Annotated in this window: 13 protein-coding genes and 1 pseudogene; 8 read left to right on the top strand and 6 right to left on the bottom strand. The window is 74.0% G+C overall.

Going from position 1 to position 21,040, the window contains the following annotated elements:
- Nucleotides 1-100: 100 nt before the first annotated feature.
- Entirely contained in the window at nt 101-2,005 is a 1,905-nt protein-coding gene (locus AB0I82_RS35745) for a peptidoglycan recognition family protein (protein WP_363261664.1), read from the bottom strand.
- A 518-nt stretch (nt 2,006-2,523) separates the two neighbouring features.
- Nucleotides 2,524-3,657 (bottom strand): aminoglycoside phosphotransferase family protein, encoded by a 1,134-nt coding sequence (locus AB0I82_RS35740; protein WP_363261663.1) that lies wholly within the window; start codon nt 3,655-3,657, stop codon nt 2,524-2,526.
- A 234-nt stretch (nt 3,658-3,891) separates the two neighbouring features.
- On the opposite strand from AB0I82_RS35740, the gene AB0I82_RS35735 reads away from it, so the two are divergent.
- Nucleotides 3,892-5,376, top strand: a complete 1,485-nt coding sequence (locus tag AB0I82_RS35735; RefSeq protein WP_363261662.1) for a hypothetical protein — start codon at nt 3,892-3,894, stop codon at nt 5,374-5,376.
- Between the two features lie 124 nt (nt 5,377-5,500).
- On the opposite strand, the gene AB0I82_RS35730 is transcribed toward AB0I82_RS35735, so the two are convergent.
- Nucleotides 5,501-6,988, bottom strand: a complete 1,488-nt coding sequence (locus tag AB0I82_RS35730) for a SpoIIE family protein phosphatase (RefSeq protein WP_363261668.1) — start codon at nt 6,986-6,988, stop codon at nt 5,501-5,503.
- Between the two features lie 342 nt (nt 6,989-7,330).
- Here AB0I82_RS35730 and AB0I82_RS35725 point away from each other — a divergent pair, with 342 nt between their 5' ends.
- From AB0I82_RS35725 to AB0I82_RS35695, 7 genes and pseudogenes are all read left to right on the top strand, one after another.
- Complete coding sequence (locus AB0I82_RS35725; protein ID WP_363261661.1) at nt 7,331-8,755, top strand: HEAT repeat domain-containing protein; 1,425 nt, start codon at nt 7,331-7,333, stop codon at nt 8,753-8,755.
- A gap of 273 nt (nt 8,756-9,028) precedes the next feature.
- A pseudogene (locus tag AB0I82_RS35720) lies at nt 9,029-9,948 on the top strand (pseudouridine-5'-phosphate glycosidase).
- A 109-nt stretch (nt 9,949-10,057) separates the two neighbouring features.
- Nucleotides 10,058-10,849 carry a PfkB family carbohydrate kinase gene (locus AB0I82_RS35715; protein WP_363261667.1) on the top strand — a complete coding sequence of 264 codons (792 nt, stop codon included), beginning with the start codon at nt 10,058-10,060 and terminating at the stop codon, nt 10,847-10,849.
- A gap of 116 nt (nt 10,850-10,965) precedes the next feature.
- Complete coding sequence (locus AB0I82_RS35710; protein ID WP_363261660.1) at nt 10,966-12,090, top strand: glycosyltransferase family 1 protein; 1,125 nt, start codon at nt 10,966-10,968, stop codon at nt 12,088-12,090.
- Entirely contained in the window at nt 12,087-13,337 is a 1,251-nt protein-coding gene (locus tag AB0I82_RS35705; protein ID WP_363261659.1) for a glycosyltransferase, read from the top strand. The genes AB0I82_RS35710 and AB0I82_RS35705 overlap by 4 nt, the downstream gene beginning before the upstream one ends.
- A gap of 44 nt (nt 13,338-13,381) precedes the next feature.
- Nucleotides 13,382-16,987 (top strand): hydantoinase B/oxoprolinase family protein, encoded by a 3,606-nt coding sequence (locus AB0I82_RS35700; RefSeq protein ID WP_363261658.1) that lies wholly within the window; start codon nt 13,382-13,384, stop codon nt 16,985-16,987.
- A gap of 76 nt (nt 16,988-17,063) precedes the next feature.
- Complete coding sequence (locus tag AB0I82_RS35695) at nt 17,064-18,434, top strand: FAD-dependent oxidoreductase (protein WP_363261657.1); 1,371 nt, start codon at nt 17,064-17,066, stop codon at nt 18,432-18,434.
- Nucleotides 18,435-18,499: 65 nt separating this feature from the next.
- Here the strand turns inward: AB0I82_RS35695 and AB0I82_RS35690 are convergent, their stop codons facing one another.
- From AB0I82_RS35690 to AB0I82_RS35680, 3 genes are all read right to left on the bottom strand, one after another.
- Nucleotides 18,500-19,372, bottom strand: a complete 873-nt coding sequence (locus tag AB0I82_RS35690; protein WP_363261656.1) for a biotin-dependent carboxyltransferase family protein — start codon at nt 19,370-19,372, stop codon at nt 18,500-18,502.
- Complete coding sequence (locus tag AB0I82_RS35685) at nt 19,369-20,010, bottom strand: allophanate hydrolase subunit 1 (protein ID WP_363261666.1); 642 nt, start codon at nt 20,008-20,010, stop codon at nt 19,369-19,371. The genes AB0I82_RS35690 and AB0I82_RS35685 overlap by 4 nt, the downstream gene beginning before the upstream one ends.
- Nucleotides 20,011-20,090: 80 nt before the next feature.
- Nucleotides 20,091-20,855, bottom strand: a complete 765-nt coding sequence (locus AB0I82_RS35680; RefSeq protein WP_363261655.1) for a 5-oxoprolinase subunit PxpA — start codon at nt 20,853-20,855, stop codon at nt 20,091-20,093.
- Nucleotides 20,856-21,040: the final 185 nt, after the last annotated feature.

Here is a 21,040-nt window from a genome sequence, read left to right as displayed (position 1 = left end):
GAAGACCGATGATGATGACGACGATCCCCGGCCCGGAGGCGGTGCGGTTGTCTGACGGCTGACGCGCCGTCGTGGCTGGGCGCGCAGTTCCCCGCCTCGTCTAGCGGCCCGACCTGCGGATGTCGACGTCCGCCGCACGGACGTAGCCCACCCGGTGACCGACCTGGATCTCGTAGTACGCGTCCTTGCCGCGCACGACCGCGTGCTTGCTCGTGTCGAACGTCGGTGCGTAGAAGTACTCGCCGAGCATCCGGTCGCCGACCGCGTAACGCTGGCCGGCCTTGAGGGCGTACGGGAGCGGCGAGACCGACTGGACCGGAACGCCGGCCGGGTAGGCGGCCTTCTCCGGGTACGCCCGGCCGTACACCGGGATCTCGGTCCTGCCCTCCTTCGGGACGGCCACCCAGCCCCTGGCGTGCACCGCCGTCGGCTCCTCACCGGGGTTGTGGAACCACGCCTTCTGACCGAGATACCAGATCGCCGTCCAGTCGCCCTTCCGGTCCGCGACCGCGAACCGCTGTCCGGTGCTGGCGCGGGCGCCCGTGTCGTTCACCCCGATGGTGGAGTCACCGCCCCCCGGGTGCAGTCCCTCGTCCTTGATCAGCGGAGCCTCCTCACTGGGCGCCGAGTACAGGCGTACCGCGCCCGAACCATGCGCGGTGCACGGCTGGCCCGCCTTCTCGCAGCCGGTGTACGGAGGCTGGTTCTCCTCGTACTCCGGGCGGATGGTGACCAGGCCGCCGTGCGGCCCCGCGGTCGGCACCAGCGGGTTGCCCAGCAGGATGAAGTAGTGGTCCCAGTCCCAGTAGGGGCCGGGGTCGGTGTGCATGCCCTTTATCGAAGCGGTGGTCGTCCCCGGCACGTTGTCGTGCCCGAGGATGTGCTGCCGGTCCAGCGGGATGTCGTACTTCCGCGCCAGATACCGCACCAGGCGCGCGGAGGTGCGGTACATCGCCTCCGTGTACCAGGCGTCCGGCGCCGCCAGGAAGCCCTCGTGCTCCAGGCCGATGGAGTGGGAGTTGACGTACCAGTTGCCCGCGTGCCAGCCGACGTCCTTGGTCGGGACGTGCTGGGCGATCAGCCCGTCGGAGGACCGGAGGCTGTAGTGCCAGGACACGTATGTCGGGTCCTGCACCAGCTTCAGGGTCGTCTCCCACGTCGCTTCCGTGTCGTGGACGATGATGTAGTCGACGGACTGGTCCTCGGGGCGGTCCGCCAGGTCATGGTTTCCGTAGTCGCCGTCGCCGAGCTCCTGGTACGGCGCGGGCACCGACTCGCACGCCACCTCCGGCGGGCACTCGGTCCTCCCGGACTGCGCCTTGCGCAGGCCCAGTACACGGGTCTGGGCGCGGTCGGGGGCGAGGCCCGGGGACTTGGCGAGGGTGACGCGCTGGCCGGCGTCGGTCGTCCGGGAGACGCCGTCGCGCAGCACGTCGTACACCTGGTCGGCGAAGACCGTGGCGCTCTTCGCCTCACTGGCCCCCGAATAGCGGGCCACCGCGGCGTACCAGTCGGCGGGGTCCTCGCTCGCCTTCAGGCCGAGCTTGCGCTGCTGATCGGCGAGGAGGGCCGCGCCGCCGCTGATGTTCGCCGCGGCGTTCTCGCGCAGCTCGCGTGCGGACAGGCCGGTGAGCGCCGCGGCCTTCGGCAGGGTCCGCAGCCGCGCCGGCAGCTCCGAGGCCCTCGGGAGCTTCGCCTCGGCGGTCTTACGGGGGCGCGCGTCGTCGCCGCGGGCGTCCTCGGTGCCCTCACTGTGGTGCGGCGCCTCCCGGGCCAGCGCGGTGCGCGCGTCGGTGAGGTGCATCGGGCCGTAGCCGCCGGCCACACTGGGCGCGCCCCGGTGCCCGTCCCAGCGGGACTCCAGGTAGGCGACGCCCAGCAGCACGCTCTGCGGCACGCCGTACCGGGCGGAGGCGTCGGCGAAGGCACGTTGGAGGGAGCCGGCGTCCGAGCCCGCGGTGGCGGTGGGCCCGGCCGAGACCAGTGGCAGAAGGAGGGCGGCCACCGCGACGGCGGTAGCGGCCCTCCTCGTCGTCCTGCGGGGGGTTCGGGGGGCGTCGCGTCTGGCGACGCCGACAGGGGCGGATCCTCGCAATGCAGCCTCCTCGGGCCGGCCCGTACCGGGCGGTGTGGCGGATGGTGCGCCGTTGGGCGTGCGGGAACCCATCAAGAGGTATCGGTTCGCCGACGATCCGTCAATCACCCCGCAATCGCCCGATTTCGCAGGTCGGCGCGGGGCCGGAGAAGTTTTCGCGCACCGGGCGCCGGGCCTGGGACGCGTCAGTGGAATGGACCAATGCCGGAGGGAACGCCGGGCCGTGCACCACTCGTATTCCGCACCGCCACAGGGTGCGTGAGGGTGATGCCCCGGGGCGCGCCACCGTACGCCACCCTGGCGCGGCGGAGCGCGTACAGAAGAGCGGCGCCGCACCTACGGGAGCGGCGCGCCTCGGCCTCGAAGCGCGCATACGAGAGCGGCGCGCCCCAGCACAGGCGCGCCGCTCCCTTCCCCCCGTCGGCGGATCAGCGGGTGCCGACCGCCGCCCGTACCGCACGCCGCGCCATCTGGGCGTCGTCGTGCAGCCGCCGCAACAGCAGGCGCTGTTCCTCGCCCGCCGAGGGCGCCCCCGGCTGTCCCTGACCGGTGGAACCGGGCGGTACTTCCTCCCGCATGGTCCGCTGCACCGCGGTCTCGTAGCGCCGGATCTCCCGGGTCAGTACCAGCATCAGGTTGACCAGGAAGGAGTCCCGGGCGGCGGGGCCCGCGGCCTGCGCGAGCTGGCTGATCTGGCGGCGCGCGACCGGTGCGTCTCCCAGCACCGACCACAGGGTCGCCAGGTCGTAGCCCGGCAAATACCAACCGGCGTGCTCCCAGTCCAGCAGGACCGGGCCGGCCGGCGAGAGCAGGACATTGTTCAACAATGCGTCGCCGTGGCAGAACTGGCCGGGGGAGTGCGCGATGCCGTGCATCAGCTTCTGCAGGTCACCGAGGTCCCGGTCGGTCAGCAGGCCGAGGTCGTGGTACCGGCCGATGCGGTTCGCGTAGTCCAGGGGCGCGTCGAACATCCCGGCCGGAGGGCGCCAGAGGTTGATCCGGCAGATCGCCCCGAGGGCGGCCCGGACATCCGCACGCGGCGGTCCGTCCGTGGGATGCCGCTGCACGGCGGCCACCCGGCCGGGCATGCGTTCGACGACCAGCGTGCAGTTGTCAGGGTCCGCGGCGACCAACCTCGGCACGCGCACCGGTGGACGGTGGCGTACGAAGGCGCGATACGCAGCTATTTCGTGCCGGAACCGCTCGACCCACGCCGGCGAATGGTCCAGTAAACACTTCGCCACCGCGGTCGTGCGTCCGGTCGTGCCGACGAGAAGGACGGACTTCCCGCCCCGCCGCAGTACCTGGACGGGATTGAACTCCGGACAGATGCGCTGCACCGAGGCGACCGCCGCGCGCAACTGCGCGCCCTGGGGGCCGGACAAATCGAGTCTCCCGCTGAGCGGTTGTGGTGCTGCTCCCTGGGGGCGCCGGAGGCGGCCGCCCGGAGGCCCGGCGGCCATTCCCGAGGAGTGGGCGGGATCGAGGTACGGACCGCTGCCCGTGGGCTGCGGGCGGTACGGCCGGGGCGGGGCGGTCGCGGCGGACGATGCTGCGTACATGGGTGGATGAGGTCCCTTCGTGCGCCGACGAGTGGCGGTGCGCCACCGGCCCGGTGAGGGTTGCGACACCCTGGGGAATGCGTTTCCGCCACCGGGCCGGGGGCTGCGTCTCTACAGAACACGCGACTACGGGTGGCAGACCATCTGGCGCACCCTGGCGAACCCTGGCGAATGCTCGCCCGGCACATGACGGCCGGTTACTGTCAACTCAGTCGAGGAACCTGGGGGCTTGACGTGAACAGGGAGCCGAACACCCGTCTCGCGGACCTTTTCCAGCTCGCCGGCTGGTCGAAGGGCGAGCTGGCGAGGTTGGTCAACCGGCAGGCGGCGGCCATGGGCCACCCGCAGCTGGCGACCGACACGTCCCGAGTCCGGCGCTGGATCGACATGGGAGAGACCCCGCGCGATCCGGTACCGAAGGTCCTGGCGGCCCTGTTCACCGAGCGCCTCGGCCGTGTCGTAACCACCGAGGACCTCGGCTTCGCACGTTCAGGGCGCGCGGGGAAGCGGCAGGCCGCCGACGGCCTGCCGTGGCCGCCCGACCGTACGGCTGCGGTCCTCACGGAATTCACGGGAATGGACCTCATGCTCAACCGACGCGGCTTGGTGGGCGCGGGCGCGGCGCTCGCCGCCGGTTCCGCGCTCAGCAGCGCCATGTACGACTGGCTGCACGCCGACCCGGCCCTGGCAGCCGACGCGCCCCGTACCGACAACCCCCTCGGCCCCCATACCCTCGACCAGGCCGGCCTGGACCGCTACGAAGCGGCCCCCGTGGGCTCCCAGGAGATCGACGCGCTGGAACGCTCGGTGGAGGTCTTCCGTGCCTGGGACGCGTCCCGCGGCGGCGGGCTGCAGCGCAAGGCCGTGGTGGGCCAGCTCAACGAGGTGGGCGGGATGCTCTCCTACCGCCATCCGGAGCACCTCCAGCGGCGGCTGTGGGGCGTGGCGGCCAACCTCGCCGTCCTGGCCGGCTGGATGTCCCACGACGTGGGCCTGGAGCCCACGGCCCAGAAGTACTTCGTCATCGCCGCGCATGCGGCCCGCGAGGGCGGCGACCGCCCCCGGGCCGGAGAGGCGCTGTCCCGGGCGGCGCGCCAGATGGTCCATCTGGGCCGCCCGGACGACGCGCTGGACCTGATGAAGCTCGCCCAGTCCGGCTCCGGTGACGAGACCCTGCCGCGTACGCGTGCGATGCTGCACACGATCGAGGCGTGGGCGCAGGCGTCGAAGGGCCAGGGGCAGGCGATGCGGCGCACCCTCGGCGAGGCCGAGGAGCTGTTCGTCTCGGACAAGCGGGACGTGCCGCCGCCCAGTTGGATGCAGAGCTTCGACGAGGCCGACCTGCACGGCATGGAGGCACTGGCGTACCGCACGCTCGCCGAGCACGACCCCAAGGCCGCCAAGGTCGCCCAGGGACACGCGCGGCAGGCGCTGGCGCTGCGCAGGGAGGGCTACCAGCGCTCGCAGATCTTCGACTATCTGTCGATGGCCTCCGCCCTGTTCATCGCCAACGATCCCGAACAGGCGGACCGGTACGCACGGCTGGCGCTGGTGTCCATCGGGGAGAACTCCTCGCACCGCACATGGGACCGGCTGCGCGAGATGTACCGCCTGACGGGGCAGTACACCGACTACGCCAAGGTCCAGGACCTGCGCGAGGAGATCAGGCTCGCCCTGCCGAAGCAGAAGAAGCCGAAGGACCGCAACGGGCAGATCTGAGCGGCCGTCAGCGACTGCCGGAGCCCCGCGATACCGCGGAGACGCCCCCAAGACCTCGGGGCGCTTTCCGGCGTGCCGTCAGCCCCCGTAGGGGCTGTTCGCCGACCGGCTGCTCACTGACCCGTTATTCACCGACCTGCGCGATCAACACGCACGCGTCGTCCTCCCGTTCGGCGTTGCCGAACTCCTCGACGACGATACGGACGCTGTCCTGCGCGCTCCGCGCCGCCGCGAACCGGGGGGCGAGGGCGAGCAGCCGCTCCGCGCCTTCATGCGCGCTGTCCGCGTCGGGCGTACGGCGCCGGGGCACCAGCCCGTCGGTGTACAGCACGAGCAGGTCGCCGGGCTCCAACTGCACGCTGCGCTGCGTGTACACGGCCCCGGAGGTCGCGCCCAGCAGCACGCCCTCCGGCGGTTGCAGCGCCCGTCCCCGCCCGTCCCGGAACAGCAGCGGGGCGGGGTGCCCCGCCTGCGCCCAGTCCAGCCTGCGGGTGGCCGGGTCGAAGCGGCAGCACACCGCGCTGCCCAGAGCGGGCTGCGCGGAGGTGTCCAGGAGTTGGTTGAGGTAGCCCATCATCGGGCCCGGCTCCTGGCCCGAGACGGCCATGCCGCGCAGCGCGCCGAGCAGCATCGCCATGCCCGACGTGGCGGTCACGCCGTGCCCGGTGAGGTCGCCGGCGCTCAGCAGCGTGCGCCCGTCGGGCAGCTGCAGCGCGTCGTACCAGTCGCCGCCGACGAGGGCGCTGGAGCCGGAAGGGAGGTAACGCGCGGCGAGGTCCAGGGCGACCGGGCCGCCGTGCGGGAACCGCAGGGAGCCGCGCCACGGCGGCAGCACGGCTTCCTGCAGCTCGACCGCAAGCCGGTGTTCGGTCTGCGCGATGTGCCGTTGACGCTGCAGCGAGTCACGGGTCTCGCGCACCGCCCTCTGGCTGCGGCGCAGCTCGCTGACGTCCCGCAGTACGGCCCACATGCAGGCCGTGCTGCCGTCGGCGTCGAGCACCGGCTCGCCCACCATGTGCACCGTGCGCACGCTCGTGTCGGAGCGCACGATGCGGAATTCGCCGTCGATCGGCTTGCCGTCCACCAGGCAGTCCGTGACCATCGCGGTCACCAGGGGCTGGTCGTCGGCGAAGATCAGGGAGGGCAGCTCGTCCAGGGTGAGCGGCCCGTCGGCGGGCTCCCGGCCGAAGATCCCGAAGAGCTCTTCGGACCAGCTGGCCTCGTCGGTGAGGAGGTTCCACTCCGCGCTGCCCACGCGGGTCAGCAGCGAGCCGCGGGCCTGCGCCTCGGGGTCGGGGCCGGGCGGGGCCGCGGGGTGCGGCAGGAACCCGTCCACGCCCTCCACGGGGCCTTCCACGGGCCCGGCCGGCAGTCCCTCTCTGAGCTGGTCCAGATGGCCACCGAGATCGTCGAGGTGGTGGACCGCGAGGTCGCACAGCGCGCGCTGCCAGCGCAGCCGGGCGTCCTCGTCCGGGTGACCTTCGGCGGCGGCCTCGCGGCGCACCGCGTCGAGGCTGCCACGGAGCCGGCGTGCCTGCGAGATGAGTGCGTCGACCGCGCCGCGCTCGGGCGGCTGCGCGTGATGATGGTCCGCGAAGAGATGGGACGGCATGACGTACTCCGATATCAGGCGGCGCGCGGCCATGTCTGTGGCCTCGTCGGCCATGTCTGATGGAAGGGCCGGTAACGACTGTTGCACAGGCTGCGACCGCGCGTAAGGGATTTGGCATGACCCGATACGGTGGTGCGCATGGCATATGCCCCCGGCTGCGCCTTGGTAACCCGCCCGGCCGCTGCGGAATCCATCGCTCCGGGCTAGGCTTCGGCCGCCGTACGGCAGTCGTTCCGCCGATCCACTGTGGGGAACGACGCATACGGCCCGCGGACACCGGCAAGAATGCCGGTCGGCGGAAATCCCGTTGCCAGCCAGTCCCCCGCACCGGATGCTGACCTCATGTTCGATCCAGACATAGCGCCCAGTGGCACCCTGCTCGGCCTCCTCCAGCGAGGCCGCGGCGACGGGACCCTGCATGCCTTGGCGGCGCCCCGGGCCGAGGCCCTGGCCGCCCTCAACGACAGCGTGCTGCGCGACCCCCGGCGCGACTGGCAGCTGGAGAACCGCTCGCTGTACTACGCACGCCTGTACATGCAGCTCGACGGCGGCCTCGAAGAGATCGAACGGCACCTCTTCCACCCCGACGACCGCATCGACACCCGAGAGGAGCGCACCGGCCTCGCGCTCTCCGTCCTGGGCCACCTCGCCTCCTACGGGCGCGACGCCGCGCTGCTCCTGTTGCGCAGCTACGCCGCGGTCGGCGACAACTGGCGCTGGGCCCTGGACGAGCTCGCCCTGCGCGACGACGACGAGGGCCTGCTCTCCCTGGCGCCCGCCGTACTGGCCCGCTTCCCCGAGACCCCCGAGGGCGAGGCCGAGCTGGCCGCTGCCGTACGGGACGCGTTCGAGCCCCGCCCCTGGCGGCTGTGGGCCGAGGACGCCCGGTACGGCGCCCGAGTGCGCGCCGCGGGCGAGCAGGGCTGCTTCGACCGCTGGCAGCGCCAGCTCACGCCGAGCGGCCCGCGCCCCGGCTGGAGCGTCCGCGAGGTCCTGCAGTGGGCCGAGGACGGCCGTGCCGAGCGGCCCGCCGAGTGGCGGACCGGCGCGGCGGCGCGCTGCCTGGCAGCGGTGGCCGGCCCCGAGGACCGCCCCGAGCTGCTGGCGGCCGCGCGCAGCGGTCCGGACGCCGCCCGCGCGGCTGCCCTGCGCCACCTCGCCGAACGGGGCGACCCGGAGGCGCTCGACCTGATCGAGGCCGCCGCCTCCGACCCGCTCGCCGACCCGGAGCTCGTCGAGGCAGCGACCGGCGCCTTCTGCCGTATGCGCTCCGTGGCGGCCGTCGAACGCGCCCGGGTCTGGGCCCGCCGCCCGGACCGGCTGGGCGCCGTGGCCGCCGCGCTGCTGGCCCGCCGCGGCGGCGCCAGGGACGCCGACACGGTGCTCGCCGTGCTCCGCCGGACCGTGCAGGCCGAGGGCCCGGACGCCGAGGGCCTGTGGGAGCTGGCCGACGGCGTCGGACGGCTCGGCGTCGAGTGCGCCGCGCCCGTACTGCGCCACATCTACCGCGAAACCTCCTCCTCGCACCTGCGCGGCCGGGCCGCCGCCGCGCTGGCCGCCACCGACCCCGGCTTCGCCGCGGGCTTCGCCGTCGAGTGCCTGTGGGACTGCGAGGAGACCACCCGGGAGCTCGCCGCCCGTACGGCCGCGACCGCCGACGCCCGCGTCGTCGAACAGCTCCGCCGGCTCGCCGCCGACCCGGCGGAGGAGACCGAGGTCCAGACCGCCGTACGGGGCCGGATCGGGCCGGACGCGGCGGAGGTCTGAGGGGAGATCCGAGGGGCGCCGCTGTGCTTCGGAGGCGCCGCGCTCCTCGTTGTGGCGCGTCGTCGTCCCCTGTACGGCGCGCTGCTGACCCTCGTGCGGCCGCAACCGACCGCCCTACTGAGTACGCGGCGGTGGACGCCCCTACGGGATAGGGCGCAGCCGATACGGGCAGAGAACAGCGGTACGGGAACACCGCACCGCCATCGTGTCGAGCGCGGTACGCCCGCCGCCGCACGAGGTCCCGCGTCGTCGCGTCCCAGGAGGCAGCAGGAGATGACCCGGCAGACAGCGCACCTCCCCGCAGTGGCCGACGATGTGCGCCGGGCGCTCGACGCAGGGCGCCCCGTGGTCGCGCTGGAGTCGACGATCTTCACGCACGGGCTGCCCCGGCCGCGCAACCTCGCCATCGCACGCGAGGCCGAGGAGATCCTGCGCACCGCCGGCGCGGTGCCGGCGACGATCGGCGTGGTGGCGGGCGTCCCCACCGTGGGCCTCTCCGATGCCGACATCGAGCGGCTGTGCACCGTGGACGACGTGGCCAAGGCGAGCGTCCGCGACCTGCCGGGTGCCATCGCCACCGGCCGGGACGCCGGCACGACGGTGGCCGCCACCTCCCACCTCGCCCACCTCGCGGGCATCCAGGTGTTCGCCACCGGGGGCCTCGGCGGGGTGCACCACGGGGCGCGCACCAGCTTCGACGAGTCGGCGGACCTGGTGACCCTCGCCCGCACCCCGGTGACGGTGGTCAGCGCCGGGGTGAAGTCGGTGCTGGACATCGGGGCGACCCTGGAGCGGCTGGAGACCCTGAGCATCCCGGTCGTCGGCTACCGGACGCGCCGCTTCCCCGGCTTCTACGTCGCCGACTCGGGCCACGGGATCGACACGTCGGCGGAGTCGCCCGCGGAGATCGCCGCGATGATCCGGGCCCGGGACGCGCTCGGCCTCCGCTCCGCGCTGCTCGTCGCCAATCCCGTACCACGTGACCGCCAGCTCGATCCGCGGCTGCACGAGCGGTGCTGGCCGAGGCGTGGGACGCGGCGGCGCGAGAGGGCGTCTCAGGGGCCGCCACGACGCCGTTCCTGCTGGACCGCATCCGCCGCGCGACCGGCGGCCGCAGCCTGGACGTCAACGCCGAGGTCTACCGCAACAACGTCACCGTGGGCGCCGCGATCGCGCGGGCGCTCGCCGGCTGAGCAGCGGGGCGGGGGCGGCGCCGTGCTCGGGGTCCTCGGGGATCTGCTGGAAGACCATGTCGTGTGGCTGCGGGAGCCGTTGCGGGCGGCCTCGGACACCGAGGTGACCATGTACCGGGTGCGCGGCGGCAGCGCGGCCAACGTGGCCGCGTTCGCGGGGGAGCGGCACCCCACCCGGTTCATCGGCTGTGTGGGCGCCGACCCGGAGGGCGACCGGCTCGTGGCGGAGTTGGCATCGCACGGCGTCGACGTCCGCGTCCAGCGTGCCGGGCGGACCGGCAGCGTCGTGGTACTGATCGACCCTTCGGGGGAGCGCACGATGCTGCCCTACCGGGGCGCGGCCACGCTCCTGGAGCCGGTCGCCCCGGAGTGGACCGAGGGCCTCGCGCACCTGCACGTACCGGCGTACGCGTTCGCCGGTGAGCCGACCGGGACGGCGGCGGCCGACGCGCTGCGCCGTACGGCCGCGCGCGGCGGGACGGTGTCCGTCGACGCGTCGTCCACCGGGATGCTGCGCGCCTATGGGGAGCGGCGGTTCCTGCGACTACTGGGCACGCTGGCGCCGCACGTGCTCTTTGCGAACCGCGCCGAAGCGGAGGCGCTGGCGTGCGGGGGCGGAACGGGCAGCGCCGACCTTCGTATGCTGGCCGGCCGGCTGCCCCGCACCACGGTGATCGTCAAGGACGGTGCCCGCCCGACCACGGTCCTCGTCCCGGGACGGCCGCCCGTGCAGATCGCCGTCCCACCGGTCGACGGCGTCCGCGATCTGACCGGCGCCGGTGACGCGTTCGCCGCGGGCTACCTCACCGCCTCCCTGACGGGCGCCGGCATTCGTGCGGCGTGCGCGGCCGGGCACGCCACCGCCGCGCGGGTCCTGCGCACACCGGGGGCATCGGCCTGACACTCGGGGCCCTCCAGGGCACCGGGTCCGCCCGACGACGGAACGCTCATGGGACGTTCCCCCGTTGGAAAGATCCCCGTGGCCCCGTCCACGCCCGGCCCGCCGACAACACGAGTATGCGTGTCGCCATCGTCACCGAATCCTTCCCGCCCGACGTCAACGGCGTCGCACACTGCACCCTGCAAACCGCCCGGCACCTGATGCGGCGCGGCCACGAACCGCTGGTCGTCGCCCCGGCGGCGGCACAGGACCCGGAGGGCGGGCGGACCCTGCCGTGCCCGGTCGTCCGGGTGCCCTCACTGCCGCTGCCCGGCTATCCGCAGGTACGGGTCGCGCTGCCGGGCCGCCGGCTGGCCGCCGCACTCGCCGCGCACCGGCCCGACCTCGTCCACCTCGCGAGCCCCTTCGTGCTCGGTGTGCGCGGCATGGCGGCCGCGACCCGGCTGGGCGTGCCGGCCGTCGCCGTGTACCAGACCGACCTGGGCCGTTACGCCCGTACGTACCTGGGCGCCGGTACCGGGGCGGCCTGGCGGCGGCTGCGCGCCGTGCACACCGCGGCGGACCGCACCCTCGCCCCCTCCACCGCCGCCGCCCGGGAGCTGACCGAGCACGGCGTGCCCCGGGTGCGCCTGTGGCCGCGCGGGGTGGACTCCATGCGCTTCCACCCGGCCCGCCGCGACGAGGTGTTGCGCAGTTCGCTGGCCGCCGGGCGCGAGGTGCTGGTCGGGTACATCGGGCGGCTCGCCCCGGAGAAGGAGGTCGGGCTGCTCAGAGAGGCGGCGCGGCTCCCGGGGGTGCGGACCGTGGTGATCGGTGACGGGCCGAGCGCCCCGGGGCTGCGCGCCGCGCTCCCGGAGGCGCGCTTCCTCGGCCGTCGCACCGGGGACGAACTGGCCCGGCTCTTCGCCAGCCTGGATGTCTTTGTGCACACCGGGCCGTACGAGACCTTCGGCCAGACCGTGCAGGAGGCGATGGCCAGCGGGGTGCCGGTGGTGGCGCCCGCGGCGGGCGGCCCGCTGGACCTGGTGACACACGGGCGCACCGGGCTGCTCGTACCGCCCGGTGACGCCACCGCGGTCCGCGACGCGGTGCAGGTGCTCGCCGGGAATCCGAAGCTGCGCGCCGCCTACGGGGCGGCGGGCCGGGCGGCGGTCGCGGACCGCACCTGGGAGGCGGTCGGCGACCGGCTGCTGGCGCACTACGAGGACGTACTGGGACAACCGGAGGCGGTGGCTGCATGAACAGCACGAGGCGCGACGGTACGGAGTACAGCGGTACGCAGTACACGGGGACGGGGCACGCGGGGACGGCGCACCACGGGGGCAGGGGCCGTGAGGGCCTCCGCATCGTTCGCCTCGCCAACTTCGTCACCCCGGCGTCGGGCGGGCTGCGCACCGCGCTGCGCGAACTGGGCGAGGGCTACCGGGCGGCCGGCCACGACCCGGTACTCGTCGTGCCGGGCCCGGCCGCGAGCGACGAACACACGGCACAGGGACGGGTGATCACGCTCCCGGGCCCGACGCTGCCCGGTACCGGCGGCTACCGCGTCCTCACCGGCCGGGCGCGCCTGGAGCGCCTGCTGCACACCCTCGCGCCGGACCGCCTGGAGGTCTCCGACCGCACCACGCTGCGCTGGACCGGCGAGTGGGCCCGGCGCGCCAGGGTGCCGGCGGTGATGGTCTCGCACGAGAGCGTCGACGGGGTGCTGCACACCTGGGGCGTGCCCCGGCACGCCGCCCATTGGGTCGGTGACCGGCTCAACTCCCGTACGGCGCACGCGTACAGCCGCGTCGTCTGCACGACCGAGTGGGCGGCCGCCGAGTTCACCCGGACCGGCGCGCGCAACGTCGTCACCGCGCCGCTCGGCGTCGACCTGGCCCGCGCCCACCCCGGCTGCCGCAGCCAGGAGCTGCGTCGGCGGATCGGCGGCGGCGCGTCCGCGGTGCTCCTGCTGTGCTCCCGGCTGTCGGTCGAGAAGCGCCCGGCAAGGGCCCTGGAGGCCCTCTCGAGGCTCCGCGCCGACGGGATGGATGCCGCGCTGGCCGTGGCCGGTGACGGCCCGCTGCGCGCCCGCCTGGAGACGCGGGCCCGGGCCGAGGGCCTGCCGGTGGCCTTCCTCGGCCACGTCGCCGACCCCGGCGCGCTCGCCGCGTTGCAGGCCAGTGCCGACGTCCTCCTGGCACCCGGCCCCGCCGAGACCTTCGGCCTCGCCGCCCTGGAAGCACTGGCCTGCGGCACCCCGGTCGTCGCCAACGCCGGCTCCGCCCTCGCCGGCCTGATCGGTCCCGCGGGCGAGACCGCACTCGACGACGGCGACAGCATCGCCGCCGCCGTACGGCGCGTCCTGGCCCGCCCCGAAGGGCCGCGCCGCACCACGGCCCGCCGCCGCGCCGAGCACTTCGGCTGGCACACCGCGGTCAACGCCTTCCTCGCCGCCCACGACGCGGCCCCGCTGGCCGTTCCCCAAATGCAGGAGGCCCGGGGCTGACGCCGCTCCCGCGGCGCGCGCCGCTTCGTTGTCACAATGGCCGCATGACGGGACGCTGGGAGTTCTGGATCGACCGGGGCGGGACCTTCACCGATGTGGTGGCGCGGCGGCCGGACGGCGCGCTGGTCACCCGGAAGCTGCTCTCGCACCACCCCGAGCGGTACGACGACGCGGCCGTCGCCGGGGTCCGTGAGGTGCTGGGACTGGGCCCTGGCGAGCCGGTGCCGGCCGACCGGGTGGCCGTCGTCAAGATGGGCACCACCGTGGCCACCAACGCCCTCCTGGAGCGCAAGGGCGAGCCCACCGTGCTCGTCACCACGCGCGGCTTCAAGGACGCGCTGCGCATCGCCTACCAGAACCGGCCCCGGCTGTTCGACCGGCACATCGTGCTGCCGGATGCGCTCTACGACCGGGTGATCGAGGTACCGGAGCGCGTGGACGCGCACGGGGAGACGGTCACGCCCCTCGACACGGACGCGGCCCGGGAAGCACTGGCCGCCGCGTACGAAGCGGGCTTCCGCAGCGCCGCCGTCGTGCTGCTGCACGGCTACCGCCACCCCGCCCATGAGAAGCAGCTCGCCGAGCTGGCCACGGAGGCGGGGTTCACGCAGGTCAGCTGCTCGCACGAGGTGAGCCCGCTGATGAAGCTCGTACCGCGCGGTGACACCACCGTCGTGGACGCCTACCTGTCGCCGATCCTGCGGCGCTACGTGGAGGAGGTCGCCGCACAACTCCCCGGTATCCGGCTGATGTTCATGCAGTCCAACGGGGGGCTGCGGCAGGCGGAGCACTTCAGGGGGAAGGACGCGGTGCTCTCCGGGCCGGCCGGTGGCGTCGTGGGCATGGTGCGGTCCGCCGCCGAGGCCGGGCACGACAAAGTGATCGGCTTCGACATGGGCGGCACGTCCACCGATGTGTCGCACTACGCGGGCGAGTTCGAGCGCGTCTTCGGCAGCGAGGTCGCGGGCGTCCGGATGCGCGCACCCATGATGAACATCCACACGGTCGCGGCCGGCGGCGGTTCCGTCCTGCACTTCGACGGCCGCCGCTACCGGGTGGGGCCGGACTCCGCGGGCGCCGTCCCCGGGCCCGCCTGTTACCGCCGCGGCGGCCCGCTCACCGTCACCGACGCCAACGTCATGCTCGGCCGCATCCAGCCCGCGCACTTCCCCGCGGTGTTCGGGCCGCACGGCGACCAGCCGCTGGACCCGGAGGAGGTGCGCGAGCGCTTCGAAGCGCTCGCGCGGGAGGCGGAGCGGGCGGTGGGCGACCGGCGCGGCCCGGAGGAGGTCGCCGCCGGGTTCCTGGACATCGCCGTGCTGAACATGGCCAACGCGGTCAAGAAGATCTCCGTGCAGCGCGGCCACGACGTCACCCGGTACGCGCTCACCAGCTTCGGCGGCGCGGGCGGCCAGCACGCCTGCGCGGTCGCCGACGCGCTCGGCATCGGTACCGTGATCGTCCCGCCGCTGGCCGGCGTGCTCTCCGCGTACGGGATCGGCGTCGCCGACGCCACCGCGATGCGCGAGCAGTCCATCGAGACCGAGCTGACGGCCGACGCCATGGACCGCGTCCGCGCGACCTGTGACGACCTCGCGGCGCGCACCCGTGAGGAGCTCCGCGCTGATGGCGTGCCCGAGGAGAGCATCACCACCCGGGCCCGCGTCGTCCTCCGGTACGCGGGCACCGACGCGGGTATCCCCGTGCCGCTGGCCGACGCCGACGACATGGCGGCCGAGTTCGCGCGCGTCCACCGTGCCCGGTACGCCTTCACCATGGACAAGCCCCTGATCGCCGAGGCGGCCTCTGTGGAGGCCGTCGGCGCGGCGGGTGGCACCTCGGGCCACCGCAGCCTCGCCGCGGACCGTGAGGGCCCGCTGCGGCCGCTGGACACCGTGCGGATGTTCGTGGCCGGACGGTGGCAGGAGACCCGCCTGTACGGCCGGGACGACCTGCGGCCCGGTGACGCCGTGACCGGGCCCGCGATCGTCGTCGAGGACGACGCCACCACCGTCGTCGATCCCGGCTGGCAGGCGGCCGCCGGTGACCGCGGGCACCTGCTGCTCACCCGGGTCGAGGCGCGTCCGGAGCGGACCGCCGTGGGCACCGCCGCCGACCCGGTCATGCTGGAGGTCTTCAACAGCCTCTTCATGGCCATCGCCGAGCAGATGGGCGTACGTCTCGAACACACCGCGCACTCCGTCAACATCAAGGAGCGGCTGGACTTCTCCTGCGCGCTCTTCGACGCCGCCGGCAATCTGATCGCCAACGCGCCGCACATCCCCGTCCACCTGGGCTCGATGGGCGAGTCCATCAAGGAGGTGCTGCGCCGTCGCCGGGACGACATGCGCCCCGGCGACGTGTACGCGATCAACGACCCGTACCACGGCGGAACGCACCTCCCCGATGTCACGGTCGTCACCCCGGTCTTCGATGAGCGGGACGAAGAGCTGCTCTTCCTGGTGGCCTCCCGCGGTCACCACGCCGAGATCGGCGGCATCACGCCGGGCTCCATGCCCGCCTTCAGCCGCACGATCCAGGAGGAGGGCGTCCTCTTCGACAACTGGCTGCTCGTACGGGACGGCAGGCTGCGCGAGGAGGAGACGCGGCGGCTGCTCACCGAAGGGCCGTACCCCTCGCGCTCCCCGGACGCCAACATCGCCGACCTCCGGGCGCAGATCGCCGCCAACGAGAAGGGCATCAGGGAACTGCACAAGATGATCGGGCAGTTCGGCCTCGACGTGGTGCGTGCCTACATGGGCCACGTGCAGGACAACGCCGAGGAGTCGGTGCGCCGGATCATCGCCGGGCTCGCCGACGGCGCCTTCCGGTACGAGACCGACAGCGGCGCGGAGATCCGGGTCGCGCTGACCGTGGACCGGGAGACGCGCAGCGCGGTGCTCGACTTCGCCGGTACCTCGCCCCAGCAGCCCGGCAACGCCAACGCGCCCAGCTCCGTGGTGATGGCCGCCGTCCTGTATGTCTTCCGCACCCTGATCGCCGAGGACATTCCGCTCAACAGCGGCTGTCTCAAGCCCGTAGAGGTGCGCATCCCGGAGGGCTCGATGCTCGCGCCGGTCTTCCCGGCCGCCACCGTCGCCGGGAACGTGGAGACCTCTCAGGCGGTCACCGGCGCGCTCTACGGGGCGCTGGGCGTCCAGGCCGAGGGAGCGGGCACGATGAACAACGTCACCTTCGGGAACGACCGCGTGCAGTACTACGAGACGGTCGCCAGCGGTTCGGGCGCGGGCGACGGCTTCCACGGTGCCGACGCCGTGCAGACCCACATGACCAACTCCCGGCTCACCGACCCCGAAGTGCTGGAGTGGCGCTATCCGGTACGGGTGGAGGACTTCTCCGTACGGGAGGGCAGCGGCGGCCGCGGTCGATGGCACGGCGGCCGCGGTGTCACCCGCCGTATCCGCTTCCTGGAGCCGATGACGGTGGCGCTGCTGACCGGGCACCGCAGGGTGCCGCCGTACGGCATGGCGGGCGGCGGACCGGGCGCACCGGGCGAGAACCGCGTGGAGCGCGCGGAGGGCGGCACGGAGCGGCTGGAGGGCTGCGACGTGGCCGAGGTGGGCGCGGGCGACGTGCTGGTGCTCCACACGCCGGGCGGGGGCGGATACGGGAAGCCGGAGGGCTCGTAGCCCCGCGGCCACGGCAGGCAGCACGGCAGTTGAATGGGTGATCAGTCCGCCCGGCTACTGAGCGACGGAGGCCACGATGACGAGGAACGGCAACATCTCCTTCTGGTACCGCCAGACCGGCATCCCCAGCCGGCGCGACCCCTTGGACGGCCCGGTCGACGCCGATGTGTGCATCGTGGGCGCCGGCTTCACCGGACTGTGGACCGCGTACTACCTCAAGAAGGCCGACCCGGGCCTCCGCATCGTCGTACTGGAGCGGGAGTTCGCGGGCTTCGGGGCCTCGGGGCGCAACGCCGGCTGGCTCAGCGGCAAGATCGCCGGTTCTCCCGCGGTGTACGCACGGGAACGCGGTCCGCAGTCCGTACGGGAGCTGCAGCGGGCCATGCACGCCACGGTGGATGAGGTCATCGCGGTGGCCGGGGCCCAGGGCATCGACGCCGACATCGTCAAGAGCGGCTATCTGACCGTGGCCCATCGGCCCGCCCAGCTGCCGCGGCTGCGCGCCGCACACGAGAAGTCCGTGCACTGGGGCAACGCGGACGAAGTCCTGCTCTCGGGGCGCGAGGTGCGCGACCGGGTGGACGTGGCCGGCGCGCTCGGCGGCGTGCACAACCCGCACTGCGCCCGTGTCCACCCCGCCAAGTTGGTGCAGGGCCTCGCCCGGGTGGTCGCGGCCCTCGGGGTGACCATCCACGAGTCCACGCCCGTCACGCGCATCGCACCGGGGCGCGCCGAGACGCCCTTCGGGACGGTGCGGGCCCGCCGCGTCCTCCGGGCCACCGAGGGGTTCACCAGCGACCTGCACGGAGAGCGCCGCACCTGGCTGCCGATGAACTCCTCCATGGTGGTCACCGAACCGCTGCCCGAAGAGGCGTGGAAGGCCATCGGCTGGGACGGGCACGAACAGCTCAGTGACCTCACGCACGCCTACACGTATGCGCAGCGCACCGCCGACGGCCGTATCGCGATCGGCGGCCGCGGCGTCCCGTACCGCTTCGGGTCCCGTGTGGACCGGGACGGCCGGACCAGCCCGAAGACGGTACGAGCGCTGCGCGACACCCTGGCCCGGCTGCTGCCCGCGACCGCCGGCGCACGGATCGACCACGCGTGGTCGGGCGTGCTGGCCGTGCCGCGCGACTGGTGCGCGTCGGTCTCCTTCGACCGGCGTACGGGACTGGGCTGGGCCGGCGGCTACGTCGGGCACGGCGTCGCGGCGACCAACCTGGCCGGCCGCACCCTGCGGGACCTCGTACTGGAACGGGACACCGAGCTGACCCGGCTGCCGTGGACAGGTCACCGGACGCGCGGTTGGGAGCCGGAGCCCGCCCGCTGGCTCGGCGTGCACGGCATGTACGCCGCCTACCGGGCGGCCGACCGCAGCGAGGCCGCGCGCCGCACCACCACCGCACCGATCGCGAAGCTCGCCGACCGCATCTCGGGACGCTGACCTGGCTGCCAACGCCTGCAGCGCGCGCACGGCCAAGGAGTAGCGGGCCGGTCGGAGAAAGGGCCTCAGGCGGCGCTGTGGGCCCGTACGAAGCGCACGGGGGTGCCCGGTGCGGCCTGGGCGGCGGCGGGCAGCGCGGACTCGCGCACGACGCCGATGACGGGGTAGCCGCCGGTCGTGGGGTGGTCGGCGAGGAAGAGCACCGGGAGGCCGTTCGGGGGGACCTGGACGGCGCCCAGGGCCATGCCCTCACTGGGGAGTTCGCCGTCCCGGGCGCGCTCCAAGGAAGGGCCCTCGGTGCGCAGTCCGATGCGGTTGCTCGCGGACGACACCCGCCAGACGCCGGTCAGGAGGGTACGCAGCCCCGCCTTCGTGAACCAGTCGTCGCGCGGCCCGAGGCGGACGGGCAGGACCAGTTCGCGTGCCGGACCGGCGTGCGGCACCGCGTCGGCCGCGGGCACCGGCGCGCCCGGTGTGCCGAGCGGCAGCACTGCGCCATCGGTGAGCGGGTCGGGGCCGAGCCCCGAGAGGAGGTCGGTGGCCCGGCTGCCGAGTACCGGCTCGGCCTCGATGCCGCCCGCGAAGGCCAGGTAACTGCGCAGCCCGTAGGTGGCGGTGCCCACCTCCAGGACGGCATCGGCCGGTACGTGCACCGGGGCGCCCCAGGCGGCGGGGCGGCCGTCGACGGTCACCGGGCACGGCGCACCCGTGACGGCCACGGTGACGGCGCTGCGCATCTGTACCGCGCACCCGGTGACGGTGGTCTCCAGGGTGGCCGCCTCGGGGCCGTTGCCGACGAGGCGGTTGGCGAGGCGGTGGGCGTCCGCGTCGAGCGCGCCGGAGCGCGGGACGCCCAGGTGGGCGTGGCCGGCGCGGCCGAGGTCCTGGACGGTGGTCAGTGCTCCGGCGCGTACGACGGCGAATGCGCGGTCGGTCACTGGGCCGCCTCCGGGTGCGGGTCGAACGGTTGCGGAATGAAGCGCACGAGAGTGCCCGGGGTGAACAGCGCCGCCGGCTCCCGGGAGGCGTCCCACAACACGGCATCCGTAGTGCCCAGCAGCTGCCACCCACCGGGGGAGGAGCGCGGGTACACCCCTGTGTACGGGCCGGCGAGTGCCACGGAGCCGACCGGGAGGCGCGTCCTCGGGGTGGCACGGCGCGGCACGTGGTAGCGCTCGGGCAGGCCCGTGAGGTAGCCGAAGCCGGGCGCGAAACCGCAGAAGGCGACGCGGAATTCGGTACCGGAGTGGATGCGTACGACCTCCTCCGGGGTGACGCCCCACAGTTCGGCGACGTCGGCGAGGTCGGGGCCGTCGTAGCGGACGGGCACTTCGAGGGTCTGCGCCCCGGAGCGGGTGGCCGGGGGGACGTCCCAGCCGGTCAGCTCGGCCGCGAACCGCGCCGGTTCGGCGAGCCCGTCGATCAGTACGGTGCGCGCCGCGGGAACGATCTCGCGGGTGGCGGGCAGCCGGCCGGCCGCGGCGCGGCGCAGCAGTTCGGCGTGGAGCGCTTCGACGGCCGCGGAGCTGTCGAGCTCGACGAGCAGGCCGTGGTCGCCCACGGGCAGAGTGCGCATACGGAGGCCGCGCTCCCCGGCGGACCGGGTGCTGTCCCCGTCAGTGGCCGGGAGCGTGGTGGCGGTGGCCGGGAGTGCGGTCATGCGAACGCCGCCACGCGGACGCCGGCCGCCGTCAGTTCCTCGCGTACGCGCCGCGCGAGGGTCGCGGCGCCCGGGGTGTCGCCGTGCAGGCACAGCGACTGCACGTCGACCTCCACGCGCTCGCCGTCGAGGGAGGTGACGGCGTGGTCGCGGGCGAGGCCGAGGGAGCGCTTGACGACGGTGTCAGGGTCGTGGACGACCGCGCCGGGCTCCCGGCGCGGGACCAGGGTGCCCGCGGCCGTGTAGGCGCGGTCGGCGAACGCCTCGGTGACGGTGGGCAGCCCGGCGGCGCGCGCCGCCGCGTGCAACTGCGAACCGGGGAGCCCGAGTACAGGCAGCGGACCGGCCGCGCGCCGGATGCCGGCCACGATCGCGCCGGCCTGTTCGGTGTCGTGGACGGCACGGTTGTACAGCGCGCCGTGCGGCTTCACATAGGCGACGCGGGAACCGGCGGCGCGTGCGAAGACCTCCAGCGCGCCGATCTGGTACGCGATCTCGTCGGCGAGCTCGTCCGGGGGGACGTCCATGGCGCGGCGCCCGAAGCCGGCGAGGTCGCGGTAGGACACCTGGGCGCCGATGCGGACGCCGCGCTCGGCGGCGGTCTCGCAGACCCTGCGCATCGTCGACGGGTCGCCCGCGTGGAAGCCGCAGGCCACATTGGCGCTGGTGACGACGGAGAGCAGACTGTCGTCGTCGGTGAGCTGCCACCGTCCGAACCCCTCGCCGAGGTCGGCGTTGAGGTCGATCACCGGGTCCGTCATGGGCGTCCGTTCCAACAGGGCCGGCGAGGCCGACGTTTCTACTGGCCGGCAGAGCCGGACGTGGGCAGGGCAGGGCAAGGCAGAGCCGGCCGGCCCGTTTCCGTAGCGGCTGTCCTCCTGGGGCGCTCGGGCCGGCCGGTTACCGCATCAAGCTAGAGGATTGTTGAACGATAGGACAAGAGGGT

It is taken from the genome of Streptomyces sp. NPDC050315 (assembly GCF_040655775.1).
Taxonomy (GTDB): domain Bacteria; phylum Actinomycetota; class Actinomycetes; order Streptomycetales; family Streptomycetaceae; genus Streptomyces.
This window is presented reverse-complemented; position numbering and strand designations above follow the sequence as displayed.

Bases quoted from the DNA above. Each gene is read 5' to 3' on its own strand.
- AB0I82_RS35725 (WP_363261661.1), top strand. From the start codon at position 7,331: ATGTTCGATCCAGACATAGCGCCCAGTGGCACCCTGCTCGGCCTCCTC.
- AB0I82_RS35700 (WP_363261658.1), top strand. From the start codon at position 13,382: ATGACGGGACGCTGGGAGTTCTGGATCGACCGGGGCGGGACCTTCACC.
- AB0I82_RS35715 (WP_363261667.1), top strand. From the start codon at position 10,058: ATGTACCGGGTGCGCGGCGGCAGCGCGGCCAACGTGGCCGCGTTCGCG.
- AB0I82_RS35730 (WP_363261668.1), bottom strand. From the start codon at position 6,988: ATGCCGTCCCATCTCTTCGCGGACCATCATCACGCGCAGCCGCCCGAG.
- AB0I82_RS35685 (WP_363261666.1), bottom strand. From the start codon at position 20,010: ATGCGCACTCTGCCCGTGGGCGACCACGGCCTGCTCGTCGAGCTCGAC.
- AB0I82_RS35740 (WP_363261663.1), bottom strand. From the start codon at position 3,657: ATGTACGCAGCATCGTCCGCCGCGACCGCCCCGCCCCGGCCGTACCGC.
- AB0I82_RS35710 (WP_363261660.1), top strand. From the start codon at position 10,966: ATGCGTGTCGCCATCGTCACCGAATCCTTCCCGCCCGACGTCAACGGC.
- AB0I82_RS35695 (WP_363261657.1), top strand. From the start codon at position 17,064: ATGACGAGGAACGGCAACATCTCCTTCTGGTACCGCCAGACCGGCATC.
- AB0I82_RS35680 (WP_363261655.1), bottom strand. From the start codon at position 20,855: ATGACGGACCCGGTGATCGACCTCAACGCCGACCTCGGCGAGGGGTTC.
- AB0I82_RS35705 (WP_363261659.1), top strand. From the start codon at position 12,087: ATGAACAGCACGAGGCGCGACGGTACGGAGTACAGCGGTACGCAGTAC.